The following is a 19136-nucleotide window of genomic DNA, read 5'->3' on the forward strand; positions in this document are numbered from 1 at the left end:
GCCATCCGTACCCCTTATCTATAGGAGGTTTTCAATGCCTGCCCCAGTATTCTGGGATCCTTGTTGTAAGGAGTAACCGGGCAGATTCTTTTATTGGTGATTCCCAACAGGGAGTATACGGCGATTCTGGCCGCCCTGACGGAATATTCCTCGGTAAATACCATATCCTCCGGAATTTCCACAAACTGGCTTATCATGGCAAAGTTTGTGGAACCTTCCGGAACCACCTTCGGCCTGTCGCTCATTTTCCTCGGCTGGAACTGGGAATCAATATAGGGCATCATGCAGGGGATCACATTAACCACGCTTTCCATGATTTCTTCCATATCGTCCTCAAAATGAAGGTGATGCAGAAGCTCCGTAAGCATTTCCCTGCCGGTGCATTCCCGCATGGGCTTCTTCACATAATCTCCCAGATTATTGGTATACAGCCCGTATCCCCAGAAAATAGTCTCATCCTCCGCCTGGGCCTTGAAATGGGGCTGGGCCGCCACTACAATGCTCATCCTCCATCCGGAATCCTTAAAGGTCATCAGCGCGCCGCTGCCGGGTATATTCCCGGAGAATTTTTCTATCATCTTAAGGAGCTTATTCCCCTTCATGGTAACGGTAAAGCTTTCCCAGTTCGTTTCCTCCGGCTTATCAAAGAAGGGGGCCGGATTTCCCAGGCCGGGCCTTTTAGCGGCCACTTTTTTCCAGAGTTCTCCCGACATGGGGGATTCCGGACAGAACCGGGCAGGCGTATCCATATCGCCCAAAGCCGCGTTGTCCGTCATACAGCCATTGGTCATGATACAGAGATCGCCATCCTTCAGCGTGATGATTTCTTCTTCCCCGTTCCTGTCCAGATGGATTGCGGCCGCCGTGATTTTTTCTCCGTCCTTAAAATCGATGTCTGTTACCGTCGCACGGATGCTGAAATCAACCCCATGGCTTTCCAGCCATTTCTGAATGGGGAGAATCACGGATTCATACTGGTTATAAGGCGTCCTCGTCACACCCTCCAGTGTTTCGATTCTTGAAAATTCAAAAATCATACGGTTCATATAACGTTTGAACTCAAACAGGCTGGACCAGGTCTGGAAGGCAAAGGTGGTCTGCCACATATACCAGAAATTGGTTTCAAAGAAATGCGGGGTATCCTTAAACCACTCCGCTATGGTCATGTCATCCAGCTTTTCCTCCGGCGTGGCAAGAAGCTTTCCTAGAGCCATTCTATCCGCATTATTAAATCCCATGGAATGCACATCCAGGATATTTCCCTCCTGATCGATCAGCCTTGCCTGGGCATGGGTGGGATGGAGATGGTCAAAATTCAGGATTTCCTCCGTTACACTGTGGCCTTCCCAGTCCAGAGAAGGGATGTCGGAAAACAGCTCCCAGAAATTCTCATATGTTTCTTCATTCAGCATCCTGCCGCCCCTGCATACAAAACCTTCCGCTGGTGTGCCGGAACCGTCGTTGCTGCCGCCGAGTATGGGCATCCCTTCCAAGATATGAATCCGCTTTCCTTCCCATCCCGCATCTCTGATCAGATAGGCCGCTCCCGCCAGGGAACCGAGGCCTCCGCCTACAAAATAGATATCGTTTTCTCCGGTCGTCCTGTTTTCATCGGCGGGTATTGCCGTATTCCCTTTCTTCTTCTCTGCCGCACGTGCTTTTCCATATGCTACTGCTGCCCCGATTCCTGCGGCTGCCATTGTTACCTTAAGTAATGTGTGGTTATTTTTCTTTGCGCTCATAATATTTCCTTTCTTTTACCTGAATTGGATGGCCTGTGTCCTGAATTTCTGCTTTCTGCATCCGTTGTTTTTCATGTCTCCAGAATACTATTTCCAAAAGCTTTTGTAATTAGGCAGAAATCCTGTCCTGTCTGAAAAATTTACATGAGGATTAAGTTGTCTGGTTTTACGACAGTTTCCGGAAAATGTATATATGATTCCCCTGTTATATTCTCTACAATAGAGTCAGAGATCTTCCTGTGCTTATACGGGCGCATGCATTTTCTGCATACGATAAGCGAAAGATATGTAATACAGTCATAAATGTGAAGGTACCGAACAGTTACACACTACCTTAAATAGGAGGCGTCGGAAATGCGTTTGGATAATAAACTGAAAATAGCGGCCTTCGATACCGCCATGAAAAGCCTGCTGAAAAACAAAAATAAATATCCGGACCGAACGGCCCGGAATATCCTGGAATCAGGTGCGGCTGTTTTCCACCGCAGTATGAATGAGGACGAGAAAAAGAATGCCTTTCTTCATATTAAGGAAAAACTTCCGGAACGGGATGAAGATATTCTTGCCTTTATCCGGGATTTATTCGGCTCCAACTAAAAAAGCCCGTCCCTGCGGCCTCCTGTAGCCGCAAGGACGGGCTTTAAAGAAACAGAAGGGGGCAAATTGCAGTACTGCAATTATTCTTCTGTAACTTTCATCATATACTCCGCCCCTCCGAATCCGGGCGTGCTGTCCAGCCTGACTTCGCATCGTATGCCGTCCATGAGGACAATGGCCGGAACATCCTTGACCTCATACTCCAGGCTGATATTTTCTCTGGCGCAGTAATCTTCAAACTTTCTGAGGAAATCTTCTTTGGAGGAAGGTTTTTCTTTCAGGCTGATACAGAGGGCATAACCTGACCTTCCCTGGTTCAGCTTCCGCGCCATGCGCGACAGATACCAATAGTCTCCCACCCAGATCACCACCAGGACAAAAAAACTCAGCACTATAATATATCGGATCCAATCAGGGATATAATAAGCAATACATATCAGCGCAAACATAATGATAATAATGCTCCACAGCGCAGCCAAACCATTAATCATGCGCTTTTTCACGGTTCCCAGCTGAAGAAGGGCCCCCAGAACAATATAGCCAGCCAGCATGGGAACCAGCCAGGGCAGCGCCGCTTTCCCCATTGTCTTATAATTGATGCTGATAAAAATAACAACGCACACCCATATGATGCCGCCTACCAGGCTTCCCCGTTTAATCGATTCCATATAAAGTTCCTTATTCCTGATGTTTTTCTTTGTCATCTGAAATACCTCCTTCATTCCTGCTATCCAGAATCCTGTCTCTTACCTCTCTCAGATATTTTCTGGATATATATACCAGTTCGCCGTTTTCCAGCTTCACTTCCATAAGCCCGTTTATCAGAGGACGATATCTCTTCACCCGGTCCAGGTTCAAAATAACGGAACGGGATATCCTCAAAAAAGAGGACGGAAGCATTTTTTCCAGAACATACAGCCTCTCCCTTGTTTCCAGTACATCTCCCTCCGCATGGATCAGCTGAACCTCCTGAACGGATTCCACGTAAAAAATATCGCTGCTTTTCACCCTGTGTATTTCTCCGCCCTTCCGGCATGAGAGAGATACCATCCTCCAACTGTCCGTTTCAATATATTCTTTCAGTCCGGCAGAGCATACATCCTCACCGGTCAGCCGCAGGAGCGCTTCTTCCTGCTTCTTTTCCTCCACATGTTGGATCCTTACCCTCACGGCTGCTCACTCCCTTCTTTCTTACAGCATTTCTTGTTTCTGATATCAGCATACCTAATTATCAGATAAAAATCCAGTCGTTTACGGTGAGTGGGCGTTACGGAAAGGTAAGTGGCAAAAAGAGGATCGCCCCTGGCGATCCTCTCAGCACTTCTCTGTATTAACCTTTTTATTTTTGAGGCTCAGATGATTCATTCTTCATTTCCGCGAAACGCCGGGAAGCCAGCAATTCGGTGGAACGGGCCAGCCGCCTCAGCCGCTGCGCCACCTCATCCGTCTGTTCCTTCATGCCGTCGGTCACCCACTGCATGACCACGCCGCAGATCCCATAGGCATAAAAAGAACCGATGAATTTCTTTTCCTCCCCGTTTACCAGCCCTTCTTCATCCAGAACGGCTGCCGCTTCCTCGAATAAGGTGGAGGTAATGCTGTAAAGATAATTGCTGAAGCCCTCTCCGGCATTCTTTATCACATTGCTGTAAAATACCTTTTCCTTTTTCAGGGTATCCAGTAGCTGTTTTATACGAAGATGCCAGTTATCGAAGGTAATCCCATCCAGAATCGGGACAAAGCATTCTTCATAATAGATCCAATCCAGGAGCTCATACTTATCCTGGAAATGATAATAAAAGGTCTGCCTGTTCAGGCCGCAGGCAGCCGTAATATCCCCTATTGAGATTTTCAGGAATGATTTCTCCGCCGCCAGGTTCTTCAGGCACTGGGCTATGGCTTTCTTGGTAATCAGGGAATCCGACATGTCAATCCTCCTCTTTTTCGCAGATGCGGTACTTCCTCGGTTCTTTTCCGGCTGCAGGATCAGTATACCAGAACCTCACAGCCGTCTTCCGTTACCGCGACAGTGACCTCCCACTGGGCGGACGGCTTTCCGTCCTCCGTATAGATGGTCCATCCGTTGGCATCATCAACAAAAATATCAGGCCCTCCCAGGTTCACCATGGGTTCAATGGTAAACACCATGCCGGGAACCATGAGCATTTCCGTGCCTTCAGGCGCCACATAGCTGACAAAGGGATCCTCGTGGAATTCCAGCCCCACGCCATGGCCTCCCATGTCAATGACAATGCTGCATCCGTTCGCCTTCGCATGGCTGTTCACAGCAGCAGCCATATCCCCGAGGAAGGTCCAGGGCTTTACCGCTTCAATCCCTTTTTCCATACATTCCTTCGCCACGCGCACAAGCTTTTTCTTCTCCTCATCCGTCTCTCCGATGATAAACATCCTGGAAGAATCACTGAAATATCCTTTATAGATAGTGGAAGCATCCACGTTCACAATATCCCCGTTCTTTAAAATATCCTCTTCACTGGGAATTCCATGGCATACCTGGCTGTTCACGGAGGTACATACGCTTTTGGGAAAACCGTCATATCCCAATGGCGCAGGTATGCCGCCCATTTCTCTCGTTTTGCTCTCCACCAGACGGTCAATTTCCGCCGTGCTCATTCCCTCGCGGATATTTTCCGCCACATAATCCAGCACCGCAATATTAATAAGGCCGCTTTCCCTGATTCCCGCAATCTGTTCCGGAGTCTTAATCATGCTGTGATCCGGGACGATATGTCCCTGCAGGGCGAATGACCTTATTTTCTCATCAAAGGCCTCATGGCATTGTTTATATTTCCTTCCGCTGCCGCACCAGCAGGGATCGTTTCTTCCTATTTTTTCCATATCCTTTTCCTCTCAGGCTTCCGGTTAATTTTCTGCTTCAATTCTGGCCGCCAGATCTTCCAGGTACATCCAGCGTTCCATCTTCTGTTCCAGAAGCGCTTCCACCTCTTCCTTTTCCTTCGTGAGCTGGTTCAGCTTCACAAAATCCGTTGCCGCCGATGCCGTCTCCGCTTCCAGGCGTTCCGCCTTTTCCTCCAGGGAAGCGATTTCCCCCTCAATGGTTTCGTAGTCCCTCTGTTCCTGGAAGGTGAATTTCAGTTTTTTCCCCTTTACATGCTCCGGCTTTCCTTTTTTCCCCGTCCGGTCCGCATCTGCTGCTTCCTGCCCCGCTGTCCCTCCGGCTTTCCCCTTTGCCTCTCCGGTTTCCGCCGCCGTTTCTTCCATGTACCGGCGCAGGGCATAATCCGTATAGCCGCCCTCATACTGTTTCAGGCTTCCGTTTTCTTCAAAGGCAAAAATACGCTGCACGATACGATCCAGGAAATAACGGTCATGGGATACGGTGATCACAATTCCGTCAAAGCTGTCCAGATAGTCTTCCAGGATGGCGAGTGTTGTCACATCCAGATCGTTCGTCGGCTCATCCAGTATCAGCACATTGGGCGCTTCCATCAAGACCCGCAGAAGGTTCAATCTTCTTTTTTCCCCTCCCGACAGCTTGCCGATCAGGCCATACTGCTCCTCTCCGGGAAAAAGAAACCGTTCCAGCATCTGGGAAGCGGATATGCTTCCTTCCTTTGTCTGTACATACTCCGCCGTATCACGGATATAGTCAATCACCCGCTTCGTGGGATCCATGGCAGCTGTTTTCACATCGATATAAGGGGTGCCGCCCGTGGCAGGCTCCGGTTCCCCGCTGCCGATTTCCTGGGCATAATAACCGATTTTTATGGTCTGCCCCACCACCACTTCACCCGAATCCGGCGGCAGCTGTCCGGTAAGGATTTTCATCAGGGTCGTTTTCCCGCAGCCGTTGGGGCCAATGAATCCCACTCTGTCGTTTTTCAGAAATACATAGGAGAAATCTTCTATCAGCTTTTTCTCCCCATAGGCCTTGCTTATATGGGACAGCTCCACCGTCGTCCGCCCCATCCGGGAAGAAACGGATCCCATTTCCACCCTGCCGTCAGCCATCGGCCCATCGGCATTCTTAAGCTCCTCAAAACGCTGGATGCGGGCCTTCTGTTTCGTGGAACGCGCCCTTGCCCCTCTCTGCATCCAGGCCAGCTCATTCCTAAGAATGGTCTGCCTCTTTCTCTCCCCCGCAGCCTGCATCTCTTCCCGCTCCGCCTTCATGGCCAGATAGCCCTCATAATTCGCCTGGTAGGAGTAGATATTGCCTTTATCGATTTCAATGATCCGGTTTGCCACACTGTCCAGGAAATACCGGTCATGGGTAACCATTATCAGTGCGCCCTTCCATTTCTTCAGATAATCCTCCAGCCAGTCCGCCATGCTGTTATCCAGATGGTTGGTAGGCTCGTCCAATATAAGTATGTCGGCAGGCATCAGAAGGGTAGCTACCAGCGCCAGCCTCTTTTTCTGCCCGCCGGACAGTTCCCCGCATTTCTGGCCAAAATCCGTCACTCCCAGCCTGGTGAGCATACTCTTTGCCTGGCTTTCCAGCTCCCATTCCCCGTGTCCCTTCTCTTCATCCGACCCACGGCCGACAGACAGGCTTTTTTCATTCCCCTTCAGCACGCTCTCCAGAATGGTGTCTTCCGGCTCGAAAACCGGCTGCTGGGACAGGAAACGCACCACCACATGGTTGGCCCTTGTCACACTTCCTTCATCCGGCTCCTCCATTCCCGCCGCAATCTTCAGCAGCGTGGACTTTCCGGTACCGTTGATTCCGATAACCCCTACCTTCTCCCCTTCCTGCAGGTAAAAAGAGGCGTTATCAAACAGCTTCCTTTCTCCATAGGCTTTCGTTATGTTTTCCACTGTGAGTATGTTCATAAGGGTAAATGTCCTTTCTTAAAAAACTTTTAATTCTGGCTGCTGCGCTATCTTTCCGTTCCTCTTTTTGTTATATTATTGCTATAACCAAAAAGAGAATCTTTTGGGCTGAAGGTAAAGAAGTCCGCCCCGGAGGGCAGAAAGGCGTACATATGAAAAAAATAATTGCAGCGGCGGCGGCAGCCGCCATGCTCACACTGAGCGCATGCGGCAGCAGCGGCGAAACAATTGCCATGGTGCCGGCTCCAACGGATTCTGCCGTAAATACCATAACCGTCAACAGCAGTGAAAAGGTAAATGTAGTGCCCGATATTGCGGAGGTAGTCTATTCCGTCCAGACGGAAAGCCCCGATGCCGCAGGCTGCCAGCAGCAGAATACCGAGGATGTAAACAAGGTTGTGGAGCTGCTCACCGGCCTGGGTGTGGAAGAAGGCTCCATCCAGACCACCGGCTATTACATGAATCCGCGTTACAGCTGGAGCAATGATACACAGACGCTCATCGGCTACGAGGCCACCACGACACTGACTGTCTCCGATCTGCTTATAGACAGCCTGGGAGATATCCTCACGCAGTCCGTAAATGCCGGAGTCAATAATATACAGTCTATATCCTATTTATCCAGCAATTACGATGAGAGCTATCAGGAGGCGCTCCGTTTATCCATTGAGGCCGCAAAGACCAAGGCGGAAGCCATGGCTCAGGCCGCAGGCTGCCAGCTGGGCGGAATAACACAGCTTCGGGAACAGAGCAGCTACAGCCCGGCACGTTATACGGATAATGCCCTTGCTGAAAAAACAAGCCTGTCGGCAGCGAGAGATACGGGCAGCGTAACGATTATGCCCGGCGAGCTGGAGGTAGAAGCCGTAATCACCGTGGAATATCAATTACTTCCCAATTCTTGAACAGGAGGCTGAACGATTATGAAAATTGTGATCATCGACGGGCAGGGGGGGCCGCATGGGCGGCCTTCTTGCTGAAAAAATAAAGAAAGCCGCTATCCCGGGGGCTGAAATCTACGCCCTGGGAACCAACAGCGCCGCCACAACAGCCATGCTGAAAGCCGGTGCAGATTACGGTGCCACCGGTGAGAATCCGGTGCTGGTTAACTGCCGGGATGCCGATTATATCATAGGCCCGCTGGGAATCATGGCCGCCGACGCCCTTTTGGGGGAAGTCACTCCTGCCATGGCAACAGCCGTAGGCCAGAGCCGCGCCATGAAGATACTCCTTCCCGTTAACAAATGCAGCCAGCATGTAGTCGGTGTGACCGATTATTCCATGTCGGAGCTGACAGAACAGGCGCTTTCCTACCTGCTCTCCTGTATTCAGGGGACCAATTAACGACAGAGAAGTGCTGAACCGATCCTTCGGAAATTTCATCCTTCGTAACAGGGCAGCGGCCCCTGACGGATATCATCCTGCGTCGGGGCCGCTGCTAATATGAGTCTGCCTGGCGTACGCTGCCGCCGTCCGATGCTTACTTCCGGACAGAAACGGTACCGCACACCCGCTTATCTAATTCACAATTCTTCTTACAGACAAAATCGGTTTATAGGTGGCATATCCATACTTGATACCTGTTTTCACACTGCTCGCATGGACAATTCTCCCATTTCCCAGATAGATAGCCACATGGCCCGCATAGCAAATCAGATCGCCCGGCTGAGCCTCCTCATAGGAAACCTCCCTGCCCGCGCTTCTCTGGGATGACGAGTTTCTGGGAAGGCTGTAACCATATACCCTGTAAACAGACTGGGTGAACCCGGAACAGTCCGCCCCGTTTGTCAGGCTGGTTCCTCCCGGTACATAGGGATTCCCCACAAACTGGCAGGCATACTGGGCGATATCGCTTCCGGTACCGCTTCCCATCTTGGGCGGCACCGTTTTGGAGCCTCCTGCAGATGGCGGGGCAGTGCCTGAACTGTTTTGGGAGGAAGAGTTATTTTTCTGCTCCGCCGCCTTTCTCTTCGCTTCCTCTTCCGCCTTTTTAGCCTGTTCCGCGGAAGCAAGCTTTTGGATCTCCGCATTCTGCTGCTTTATCTTGGCTTTATAGGCTGCGGCCTCCTGCTTTGCCTTCGCCAGCTGCACATCATAATCCGCAGCAATCGCCTTCTGTTCATCCAGGGATTCCTGCAGGGACGCTTTTTCCTGCTCCAGCTCATATTCGGCGGCCTGCAGTTCGGATTTCTGTTCCTCCAGACTCTCCTTCAATGCCGCCACCTGTTTCACCGTCGCAGCATAATCATCCAGCATGTTTCTGTCGTAGGTATAGATTTCCTGCACATATTCCGCTTTATTTAACATATCCGACCAGCTCTTAGCAGCCATCAAAAGCTCAATATAGCTGGTCTCCCCTTTTTCATACAGATATTGGATCCTTTTTTTCATGGCACGATACTGGGCATCTTCTTTTTCTTTGGCTGCATCATAATCCTTCTGCGCCTGCTTAATCTGCTCCTCTGTATCCGCGATCTCGTCCTCCAGCAGGCTGACACTGGCCATGATTTCCGCAATCTGGCTGGTCAGGCCGCTGATCTGGGCCTCTACATCCTCTTTTTCCCCGGAAAGGTCATTGATCTGATCATTCAGGGAATCCAGCTGTCCCTGGGTTCCCTTCTTCTCATTTTCCTTTTCCTGCCGCTGCTTCTGAAGATCGCTGACACTGGTAGCATATGCTGTATGCGTCGTGGATAATGCCAATATTAATATCAAAATCAGACTGGTAAATTTCTTCCGCATATTCTGCCCTTCTTACGTATCCCATGTGCCTTTTCTCTGTCAGGTATAATTATAATTCGCAGTTCTTCACTGTCCTGGGGAACGGAATGACGTCTCTGATATTCCCCATTCCGGTCAGGTACATAACGCATCTTTCAAATCCAAGTCCGAAACCGGCATGGCGCGCAGAGCCGTAGCGTCTCAGATCCAGATAAAATTCATAATCCTCTTTGTTAAGGTTCATTTCCTCCATGCGCTTCTCCAGCAGATCCAGCTTGTCCTCTCTCTGGCTTCCGCCGATGATTTCACCGATTCCGGGTACCAGACAGTCCATGGCAGCCACTGTTTTGCCGTCCTCATTAAGCTTCATGTAAAAGGCCTTGATTTCCTTGGGATAATCGGTAACAAAAACAGGACGCTTGAATTCCTTCTCCGTCAGATAACGCTCATGCTCCGTCTGCAGATCGCTTCCCCAATGCACCTTATATTCAAATTCATCATTGTGTTTTTCCAGGATTTCAATAGCCTCGGTATAGGTCACATGCCCGAATTCGGAAGAAAGCACATGTTCAAGACGTTCAATCAGCCCCTTGTCCACAAACTGGTTAAAGAAAGCCATTTCCTCCGGCGCATTATCAAGCACATAGCGGATTACATATTTCAGCATTCCCTCCGCCAGCATCATATCGTCCTTCAGATCCGCAAAGGCCATCTCCGGCTCGATCATCCAGAACTCCGCAGCATGGCGGGTGGTATTGGAATTTTCCGCGCGGAAGGTCGGCCCGAAGGTGTAAACGTTGCGGAATGCAAAAGCATAGGTTTCCGCATCCAGCTGCCCGCTTACCGTAAGATTGGTAGGCTTGCAGAAAAAGTCCTGGCTGTAATCCACCTTTCCCTCTTCTGTTTTGGGCACATTTTCCAGATCCAGAGTGGTCACCTGGAACATTTCTCCGGCTCCTTCACAGTCGCTTCCCGTGATCAGGGGTGTATGCACATAAACAAAATTTCTTTCCTGGAAATATTTATGAATCGCATACGCTGCCAGGGAACGGACACGGAAAACAGCCTGGAACGTATTCGTCCTGGGACGCAGATGTGAAATCGTGCGAAGGTACTCAAAGCTGTGACGCTTTTTCTGCAGAGGATAATCCGCCGGGGAAGGCCCTTCTACAAGAACCTCCTCTGCATGCATTTCTATCGGCTGCTTTGCTCCGGGTGTTTCCACAATTTTGCCGGTCACCACAACAGCTGCTCCCACACCGATTTTGGCAATATCCCCGAAGTTTTCCATTTCACTGCCATAAACAATCTGGAGCGGCTCAAAAAAGGTTCCGTCATTCACCACAAGGAATCCGAAATTTTTCGAATCCCTGTTGCTTCTGACCCATCCGCCCACTGTTACTTTTTTGTCCTTATACTGTTCTTTTTCTCTGAATAAATCCTTAATATTTGTCAGTTCCATCTTTGCTCCCGTTCGCGGCTTCGGCCGCTGTTAAAATTATTCTGTTTCTGTCTGTGTTTCAGAAGCCGTTTCTCCGGCTGCCGCCGTTTCTGTTTCTGTCTCCGCTGTCTGAGTTGTTTCCTCAGAAGCGGTTTCTTCCGGCTGTGTATCGGTAACAGATGCGTTATCGAAGAGGAATGTGAGAACCTTTTCCGTCATCATATATTCCTTATAGCCCTTCAGATCCAGAGCCTTTTTGTATTCCTCCACATCGTCGTAGCCATAATCGCCCGCATTCTTTGCAAGCTCCTCGTCTACCTCTTCATCCGTCACGTTCAGATTTTCCGCATCGGCAATGGCCTTCATGGCAATAATTTCTTTGGATGCCTGCTCTGCGGATTCCTGAAGCTGTTCCTCAGAGGAACCGGTGGCTGCCATGAAGCTTTCCAGATCATAGCCATACATAGCGGCATAAGACGACATATTTGCTTTGATTCTGTCATAATACCTCTTTACCATTTCAGCCGGCGGCTCTTTGAATTCAGAACCTTCCACTATCTTGGCAAGAACATCCATCTGCACGTTGGAGTCGTGAGTACTCTGCTCATCTTCCATAAGCAAATCATAAGCATACTGTCTGTATTCTTCCACTGTGCTGCAGTTTCCTTCCAGGCCCTTTACCAATTCATCGGTAAGTTCCGGAATGGTTTCCGTATGAATGCTGTTTACAGTTACCGTAAACACCGCATCCTTGCCTGCCACATCCGCACCGGGATAGCTTTCCGGGAAGGTCACCTTCACATCCCTTGTCTCTCCGATTTCAGCACCGATCAGACCGTCTTCAAAGCCCGGGATAAAGCTGCCTGAACCGATTTCCAGGTCATACCCCTGAGCGGTACCGCCGTCAAATGCCACGCCGTCAATTTTTCCTTCATAATCAATATTGGCAAAGTCGCCGTTCTGTACTGCCCTGTCCGTAATATCCGTCGTTACCATATTACTCTGCAGAACGTAATCAATATAACTCTGCAGATATTCATCGGATACCTCAGGAGCGGTTGCTGTAACTTCAATCCCTTTATACTCTCCCAGAGTCACATAATCTGCCACATTGATTCCGTCAACATAAGCATCATCGCCATATTCCACGGTTTCCGTACCATTTTCCGCCTGGGTTCCGGTTTCCGTGCTGTTCTCAGTGCCGGCCTGGGTGCTTTCCCCATTATCAGCCTTCTTGCCGCAGCCGGCAAGTACAGATGCTGACAGAGCCAGTACTGCAATCGTTGCTATAAATTTTCTCATGATTTGTCTCCTCTTATCTTTAACAATAGTGCAACCTGCACCGTCTGTCATTGTAACATATTTTTTTCTTTCTTAAAACCCTAAGTTACGGTAATTCACATATATTTAAGAAATAAAAGGACTGCTTTTTCCTTATTCTTCCGCCGCTTTCCCTCCGCTGCTCCTGTGCCCCCGGGTACGGTGAACGAATACGGCGGACCGGGTACAGACGGCAGGGCAGCAAAGGGGAAGGCTGAACGGCAACAAACCAGGCGAAATTATGGTCCGTGCCCTTGCTTAATCCCTGAAAGTCTGCTACAATATTTTTGCATCTAACATAAGGAGGTTACCACGTGAATACAGTTACTATAGTATTATTGGTCATATTGGTTGTCCTGATCGCTGCGGTTGTCGTTTTATATTTCCTCGGCAGAAAAGCGCAGAAGAAACAGACCGAGCAGCAGGAACAGATCGAAGCCTACAAGCAGACCGTATCCATGCTGATTATTGACAAGAAAAGGATGAAGCTGAAGGACGCCGGGCTGCCCGCCGCCGTGATCGAACAGACTCCGAAGCTGCTTCGTGGTTCCAAGCTTCCTATCGTTAAAGCAAAGGTTGGCCCGCAGGTCATGACCCTTGTGTGTGAAGAGAGTATTTTTGAATCTGTTCCGGTTAAAAAGGAAGTAAAGGCTACCGTGAGTGGTATCTATATAACCGCCGTAAAGGGCCTGCATGGCACCGCCATCGTAAAGCCGACCAAGAAAAAAGGCTGGTTCAAGCGCAATGTGGAGAAGCTTCAGGAAAAGGCAGGAGCCAAACCTCTGAAGTAAAAAGCCTGCAGTTTTCTGCATATGCAAAATAAATCTGAATAAATGGAAACGACGGATGCCGCTTTGCGAAACATCCGTTGTTCAAAACAACAGCTGCCGGACAGCAAAATATTCCGGCAGCTGTTTTTGATTCTTTTTTCTTTTTGTATCTATCCTTAAATCCGATCTTTACTGTATACTATATTTCCTCTTCCGCCGTCCCTGCGTCCCATCTGCGGAGTGACGGCCTTGGCTACAAGGGCTCTCTTTCCCATGAAGGAGAAGGGTATGTCATCTGTATTTCCAGCCTTAATATCCTCACAGACAGCGATTACATCCTCCATGATTTCCTTATGGCCGTTACCGTCGCCATGAGAAAGATAAACGGTATCAAATTTTCCGGCAAGCTCCCCCGACAGCCTTTTCAGGCTTTCCTCATATTCCGTAATTGTCGTGGAATAATCATCAAACATGAATGTGAAATAATTACAGGCATCCCCAAGAAGAACGGAACGTTCCTCCGGAATAAGCATAACCACGGATCCAAGAGTATGTCCCGGACAGTCATATATTTCGATAGTGGTTCCGCCCAGATCAAAGGCATCCCCTCCCTTTAAATCCCGGAACGTCCCGCAGGGCGCTTCAGGGATAAAATCCGCCGCAGTCACTTCCTGTTCCAAAGGAGTTCCCTCCAGGCCGGCTTTTCTGAATTCCAGGGAACAATGCTCATTATAAATATAATCATCCTTATGATTCATGTACACTTCTTCAAATTCCGGCGCCCCCATGGCATGATCCACATGTCCGTGGGTGAGAAGTACCATGACAGGCTTATCCGTAAGCTTCTGCACGCAGGCCTTCAGGCTTCCGATTCCGGTTCCCGTATCCAGCAGGGCCGCCTTTTCCTTTCCTTCCACCAGATACATCAATTCCCCGCAGAAGCCGTATATTCTGGTGACCCGAGCCGTCAGTTTTTCTGTCTTAAATTGCAGCATGTTTCCCCTCCTGGTTTAAATATACCGTTTTATGAATTCCTCCACCACATCCAGCGCTTCTTCACAGTTAAACCCTCCAAACCCGTGATTGGCACCCACAAGCTTCACAAATTCCACTGTCTTTCCCAATTCCTTCATTTTATGATACAGCCGGCAGCTTTGGTTGAAGGGCACCAGCATATCGCTTCCCCCATGCATGATAAGCAGCGGCGGAGTCTCTTTTTCCCGGCTGAGATAATTCATGGGAACTGTAGCCTCGGCCAGTTCCGGATTTTCCAGCACGTTTTTCCTGCCGATGACAAAGCCTTCCGGACTTTCCGGCCCGATATGATCCTGTACGCTGGGATAATAATTCATTTTAGCAATATCTGTAGGGCCATACCAGTCCACGATGCAGTTTACCGCGGCAGACTGCTCCCGGTAAGCGTCCATATCCGGCGCATCATCTCCTGTAAAACCGGTCATCAGGGCCGTATGTCCTCCGCTGGAATCCCCCCACAGAGCCACATGCTGCGGATCTATCCTGTATCTGGAGGCATTGATTCTCAGAAAGCGTATTGCCGTTTTGGTATCCTGCACCTGCGCAGGAAAAGGCGCAATATCACTGGGCCGGTATTCCACAATGGCGATGGCATAGCCCCGCTGGCTCATACGCAGAAGGGCAGGCAGATGACAGTACAGATCCTGCCTGTGCCAGGCGGAACCCTGGACAAACACGATAAGAGGCCACTGCCTGTCAGGCTCTTCCATCGTTCTGGGAATTAAAACCTTTAGATGCAGATTGATGCCGTCACGGTTGGCATATATCTCATCCGGAAGAAATTCCACATCATAACCAAAGGTATCTTTCCATTTTACCGTCTTCACGCCCTCCGGCAATTCCTCCGATTCCGGAAAACTCTCCGGCGGGATCTGAAGCGGCGGAATCAATTTCAGTTCTTCCATTTTGTTATCCTCCTGTCGATTTCTCTTCAATCGCTGCCTTCATTGTATCACAAATTTGTTTTAGCCATGACTATTCTTTTCTTTTTTACATTAAATTTACGCAGATGTATCCTCTCCCAAAAAAGAAAGGCAGTCTGATTTACCGGGGCCATCCCTCAGCAAGTCAGCTGCCTTAACTATCAGGTATTTTCCGTTCGATCCCGGTTGTTTTTCAGCCGCTCATCCGCCGGCGGACAGGAGAACCTTTGCTTCTTGGCCGGCGCATTCATTTGGATCGTCATATACGGGAATAAAAGATATATTCCCCGGGCCCCACCTGGGTTTCCACGCCGTCAATGACAATGGACGCCGGGGAAGGAGTGGTGATTTCATAACGGAATCTGCCCTCTTCCTGTTTCCACAGGGAACGGACAAGCCCTTTTCTTGTTTCAATGGAGGCTTCCAGCCAGTCCAGCCTTGAATCCGGCTTAGGCGCTATTTTCACCCGTTCAAAACCGGGAGCCTCTTCCACGGTATGGATTCCCGCCGCCTCTTCATACACCCAGTCAGCTACGGCGCCATAGGCATAATGGTTGAAGGAATTCATATCCGTACTCCAGAAATCGCCGTTTTCCATAATGCCGTCCCAATGCTCCCATACGGTGGTCGCCCCTTTGGTCACCGGATACAGCCAGGAAGGGTACTCCGTACGCAAAAGCAGGGTATATGCCAGATCGGTATGCCCATAGCTGCTTAGCACATGCAGAAGATAAGGGGTGCCCACAAAGCCCGTCTGCAGCCTGCTGCCGCAGGAAACCACCATATCCGCAAGGGCATCCGCCGTCTTTGCGGGATCTTCGGCCAGGTTGAAATGCACCGCCAGGACATGCTCGGTCTGGGTACGGTAATCGGTAAAGGTTCTGCGGAAGGTTTCCACTATATTCCGGTATAATTCTTCATAGCAGCTGACATCCTCGCCCAGCGCTTTTCCCGCCTTTACCACAAGAGATGTGGAATAAGCATAGAAGGCGGATGCTATGAAATCCGCACGGGAGGATCCCTTATAGCTTCCCACCGGCGCATCCAGCCCCAGCCAGTCCTCATAATGCTCGCCGCCGGTCCACAGATATTTATCCTTTGTTGTATTGGTGATAAAACCAATATATTTCTTCATACAGTCAAACTGTCTGGCAAGAATCTCTTTATCCCCGTAAGTCAGATAAATCTGCCACGGGCAGATGGTCGCCGCATCATCCCAGGCGGCGCTGCCGCTTCCCACAAACAGAGTGGGCACCACATGTCCGATGGAGCCGTCCGGGAGCTGATCCGCCGCCATATCAGCAAGCCATTTGGTGAAAAATTTATCCACATCATAGTTATAGCTTGCCGTCTTAACAAAGGCCTGCGCATCACCGGTCCAGCCCATACGTTCGTCACGCTGAGGGCAGTCGGTGGGCACATCCAGGAAATTGCCCTTCTGTCCCCAGATAATATTGCTGAAAAGCTGGTTCAGCAACGGATTGGAGGAACGCAGACAGCCGGTCCGTTTCATATCAGAATGTACCGCTACGGCGTAAAACTGCTCCGGCCTCGGTGTCCCCGGGAACTGATCAAGGCGGATATAGCGGAAGCCGAAAAAGGTCATTTTAGGCTTATAAGTCTGCACTCCGTCACAGCAGGTATAAAATATCTTCGCCTTGGCTGCGCGATAATTGGCATTATAGAAATTGCCGTCCTTATCCAGAACCTCTCCGTGTGAAATTTCCACTTTGTCTCCTGCCCTTGCGTCCAGCGTAAACTGGACATAGCCGGTAACCTCCTGGCCGAAATCCACAACCGTTTCTCCATTAGGGGCTGTAAATACCGAGGCGGCCTTTACATATTCCTGTTCGGTAATCTCTTCTCCCTCCTGGGGAATCAGGTTATCCTTTGTCCATTCAAAGACTTCCGCCGGAAGATATTCCGCTGTTTCAAAACCGGCGTCAAAGGTTTCTCCGTCATAGATCTCACTGAAACGGATTTTGCTTTCTCCTGCCTTCCAGCTTTCATCCGTGCCTATGCAGGTTGTATTCCCTTCCTTATCCGTAATAACGATTTCCGCAAGAAGGCCTGCCGGAATGGCGGCTTTTTCCGCTTTTCCTTCCTCCGTAATCCATCCGGGCACGGGACTCCTGTACCAGCCCTTTCCCACAGTAACGGAAAGCCTGTTTTCATCCTTCAGAAGCTGTGTAATATCATATACCTGGTATTGAAGTCTTGATTTATAGGAGGTCCAGCCGGGAGCCAGCACATACCGTCCTACCCTGCTGCCATTCAGGACTGCCTCATATACCCCCAGAGCCGTCACCCATAATTCCGCTTTGGCAATCTCCTTTCCCCCATTTTCTCCGCCGTCAAATTCCCTGATAAATACAGGGCAGACTTCCCCCATCTCCTGGGACGGCTTAATCCATTTCCCACTCCACTCCATATGTAATCCCTCTCCGTGCGCTGCAACGCACCTGCTGTTTATGAGTGCCGGACATGCATATTTTATCCGGCCCGAACCGCCGGCCGCCCAATGACTTTGGCCGCCGTTATTCCCTACAGGCTTACCTGATTTTTCCTGCTCCGGTACTGCTGGGGCGTACAGCCGAAGCTTTCCTTGAAGTTCCTGTAAAAGCAGCTGATATCCGAATAACCAACCGCAGCCGCCACCTCTTCGATGCTGCAGGTGGAATTCCCAATCATCCCCGCCGCCTGCTTCATCCTGAACTCTTTCAGCAGAAACCGGAACGTCTTCCCCGTCTCACGCCTGATATATCTGCTCAAATACCCTTCACTCTTCCCGAAATGCTTTGCCAGGCCCGTCAGGTTTACCGTAGTGTAATTTTCCCGGATATACCGGACAATCACCGGCAGGGCCGCTTCGCTCACACTGATGCTGCCCATGTTTTCCATCTCCTGCTGATGGGCCTTCAGGGCCCAGCCGAACAAAAGCATCACATAGCCCTTCATCATCAGATTTCCTCCGGCCCCCTGCTCCTTTCTCTGCAAAAGGCCCTCCTCACACATCTCCAGGACAATTCTTCGCAGCCGTTCATCCCTGCCGCAGCGCACCACCAATACCTGGCTGCTCCCCTTGCTGTAGAGCATCTGCCAGAAAAAATCCGAAATACTGTCATTTTCCAGCAGCAAACTGTAAAAGGCCTCCCCGAAAGTACTTCTCTTAAGTATTATATTGACAGTCACCGCATCCTCTTCCCACGTAAAAACCGCCTGGTTCATCTCAGGAGGAACAATCACAAAATCTCCCTCCTCCAACAGACACTCCCTGTCCTGCGTTTTCCCCTGGGCAAAAAAACGGCATCTCCCCTTTAACGCATATACCACCTTAATAAACTTCAGGTTATGGTAAAACGGCGGGGCATAACGGTCATGAATAATAATAGAACATTCCATATTTTCATCGGGAAAACAATCCTGCTCCGTAAGAACATTCCCCATAAACACCGGCGCCTTTTCCCCCAGCACATAACCGCTGGTATCCGTCCTCCGGAACTGCTCCTTAAAATCCTCCCAGTTCCACACCACATGACGAAAGGCCTCCGGATTAGCCAAATATATTTCCCGACAACTTTTTTCATAATCCCTGAGAGGGATCAGTTTATTCTCTATTTCCTGATAATTCATCCGTTCCTATCCCTGTGCTTACATTAACCAAAATTAAATAACAGTAACTGTAACTCTATTTCTTGTAGAATCTCTATTTTCCTGCTTTCCTTCATAGTATCTTTTTTGTCATAAAAAGTCACTATGATTTCCTGCT

Annotated in this window: 16 protein-coding genes and 1 pseudogene; 4 read left to right on the top strand and 13 right to left on the bottom strand. The window is 49.7% G+C overall.

Annotated elements, in window-relative coordinates; genetic code table 11:
• Positions 1–14 precede the first annotated feature (14 nt).
• Positions 15–1742 (bottom strand): oleate hydratase, encoded by a 1728-nt coding sequence (locus tag BLA28_RS19660; protein ID WP_071699317.1) that lies wholly within the window; start codon positions 1740–1742, stop codon positions 15–17.
• 354 nt (positions 1743–2096) lie between these two features.
• On the opposite strand from BLA28_RS19660, the gene BLA28_RS19665 reads away from it, so the two are divergent.
• Positions 2097–2339, top strand: a complete 243-nt coding sequence (locus BLA28_RS19665) for a hypothetical protein (RefSeq protein ID WP_009251785.1) — start codon at positions 2097–2099, stop codon at positions 2337–2339.
• Between the two features lie 80 nt (positions 2340–2419).
• Here the strand turns inward: BLA28_RS19665 and BLA28_RS19670 are convergent, their stop codons facing one another.
• The 5 genes from BLA28_RS19670 to BLA28_RS19690 form a co-directional block, all read right to left on the bottom strand.
• Entirely contained in the window at positions 2420–3043 is a 624-nt protein-coding gene (locus tag BLA28_RS19670; protein ID WP_071699318.1) for a DUF4318 domain-containing protein, read from the bottom strand.
• On the bottom strand, positions 3018–3509 hold the full coding sequence (locus tag BLA28_RS19675; RefSeq protein ID WP_069150940.1) for a LytTR family DNA-binding domain-containing protein: 492 nt from the start codon (positions 3507–3509) through the stop codon (positions 3018–3020). The genes BLA28_RS19670 and BLA28_RS19675 overlap by 26 nt, the downstream gene beginning before the upstream one ends.
• Before the next feature lie 169 nt (positions 3510–3678).
• Positions 3679–4266 carry a dihydroxyacetone kinase transcriptional activator DhaS gene (gene dhaS / locus BLA28_RS19680; RefSeq protein ID WP_044971966.1) on the bottom strand — a complete coding sequence of 196 codons (588 nt, stop codon included), beginning with the start codon at positions 4264–4266 and terminating at the stop codon, positions 3679–3681.
• Positions 4267–4325: 59 nt separating this feature from the next.
• Positions 4326–5198, bottom strand: a complete 873-nt coding sequence (locus tag BLA28_RS19685) for a methionyl aminopeptidase (protein ID WP_071699319.1) — start codon at positions 5196–5198, stop codon at positions 4326–4328.
• 24 nt (positions 5199–5222) lie between these two features.
• The gene (locus BLA28_RS19690; protein ID WP_071699320.1) at positions 5223–7157 is read right to left on the bottom strand and encodes an ABC-F family ATP-binding cassette domain-containing protein; all 1935 of its coding nucleotides are present in this window, start codon (positions 7155–7157) and stop codon (positions 5223–5225) included.
• Between the two features lie 152 nt (positions 7158–7309).
• Here BLA28_RS19690 and BLA28_RS19695 point away from each other — a divergent pair, with 152 nt between their 5' ends.
• Both BLA28_RS19695 and BLA28_RS19700 read left to right on the top strand, forming a co-directional pair.
• A complete protein-coding gene (locus BLA28_RS19695) occupies positions 7310–8062 on the top strand; it encodes an SIMPL domain-containing protein (RefSeq protein ID WP_044971975.1) in 753 nt (250 codons plus the stop codon).
• Positions 8063–8080: 18 nt separating this feature from the next.
• A pseudogene (locus BLA28_RS19700) lies at positions 8081–8501 on the top strand (DUF3842 family protein).
• Between the two features lie 174 nt (positions 8502–8675).
• Here the strand turns inward: BLA28_RS19700 and BLA28_RS19705 are convergent.
• From BLA28_RS19705 to tig, 3 genes are read right to left on the bottom strand one after another with little or no spacing between them, the layout of a single operon-like run.
• On the bottom strand, positions 8676–9899 hold the full coding sequence (locus BLA28_RS19705; protein ID WP_044971970.1) for a C40 family peptidase: 1224 nt from the start codon (positions 9897–9899) through the stop codon (positions 8676–8678).
• A 49-nt stretch (positions 9900–9948) separates the two neighbouring features.
• Complete coding sequence (gene asnS / locus BLA28_RS19710) at positions 9949–11340, bottom strand: asparagine--tRNA ligase (protein WP_009251794.1); 1392 nt, start codon at positions 11338–11340, stop codon at positions 9949–9951.
• A 36-nt stretch (positions 11341–11376) separates the two neighbouring features.
• The gene (gene tig / locus BLA28_RS19715; RefSeq protein ID WP_069157776.1) at positions 11377–12621 is read right to left on the bottom strand and encodes a trigger factor; all 1245 of its coding nucleotides are present in this window, start codon (positions 12619–12621) and stop codon (positions 11377–11379) included.
• A 332-nt stretch (positions 12622–12953) separates the two neighbouring features.
• On the opposite strand from tig, the gene BLA28_RS19720 reads away from it, so the two are divergent.
• On the top strand, positions 12954–13430 hold the full coding sequence (locus BLA28_RS19720) for a hypothetical protein (RefSeq protein WP_071699321.1): 477 nt from the start codon (positions 12954–12956) through the stop codon (positions 13428–13430).
• 155 nt (positions 13431–13585) lie between these two features.
• Here BLA28_RS19720 and BLA28_RS19725 read toward each other — a convergent pair whose 3' ends face one another.
• The 4 genes from BLA28_RS19725 to BLA28_RS19740 all read right to left on the bottom strand — a co-directional run bounded on the left by BLA28_RS19725 (position 13586) and on the right by BLA28_RS19740 (position 19000).
• A complete protein-coding gene (locus tag BLA28_RS19725) occupies positions 13586–14404 on the bottom strand; it encodes an MBL fold metallo-hydrolase (RefSeq protein ID WP_071699322.1) in 819 nt (272 codons plus the stop codon).
• 15 nt (positions 14405–14419) lie between these two features.
• On the bottom strand, positions 14420–15349 hold the full coding sequence (locus BLA28_RS19730) for an alpha/beta hydrolase (protein ID WP_069157778.1): 930 nt from the start codon (positions 15347–15349) through the stop codon (positions 14420–14422).
• 277 nt (positions 15350–15626) lie between these two features.
• Complete coding sequence (locus BLA28_RS19735; protein WP_071699323.1) at positions 15627–17798, bottom strand: alpha-L-rhamnosidase; 2172 nt, start codon at positions 17796–17798, stop codon at positions 15627–15629.
• A 113-nt stretch (positions 17799–17911) separates the two neighbouring features.
• Positions 17912–19000, bottom strand: coding sequence for an AraC family transcriptional regulator (locus BLA28_RS19740; protein WP_071699324.1), 1089 nt, complete (start codon positions 18998–19000; stop codon positions 17912–17914).
• Between the last annotated feature and the right edge of the window lie 136 nt (positions 19001–19136).

Source organism: Eisenbergiella tayi (genome assembly GCF_001881565.1).
In the GTDB taxonomy this organism is placed as follows: domain Bacteria; phylum Bacillota; class Clostridia; order Lachnospirales; family Lachnospiraceae; genus Eisenbergiella; species Eisenbergiella tayi.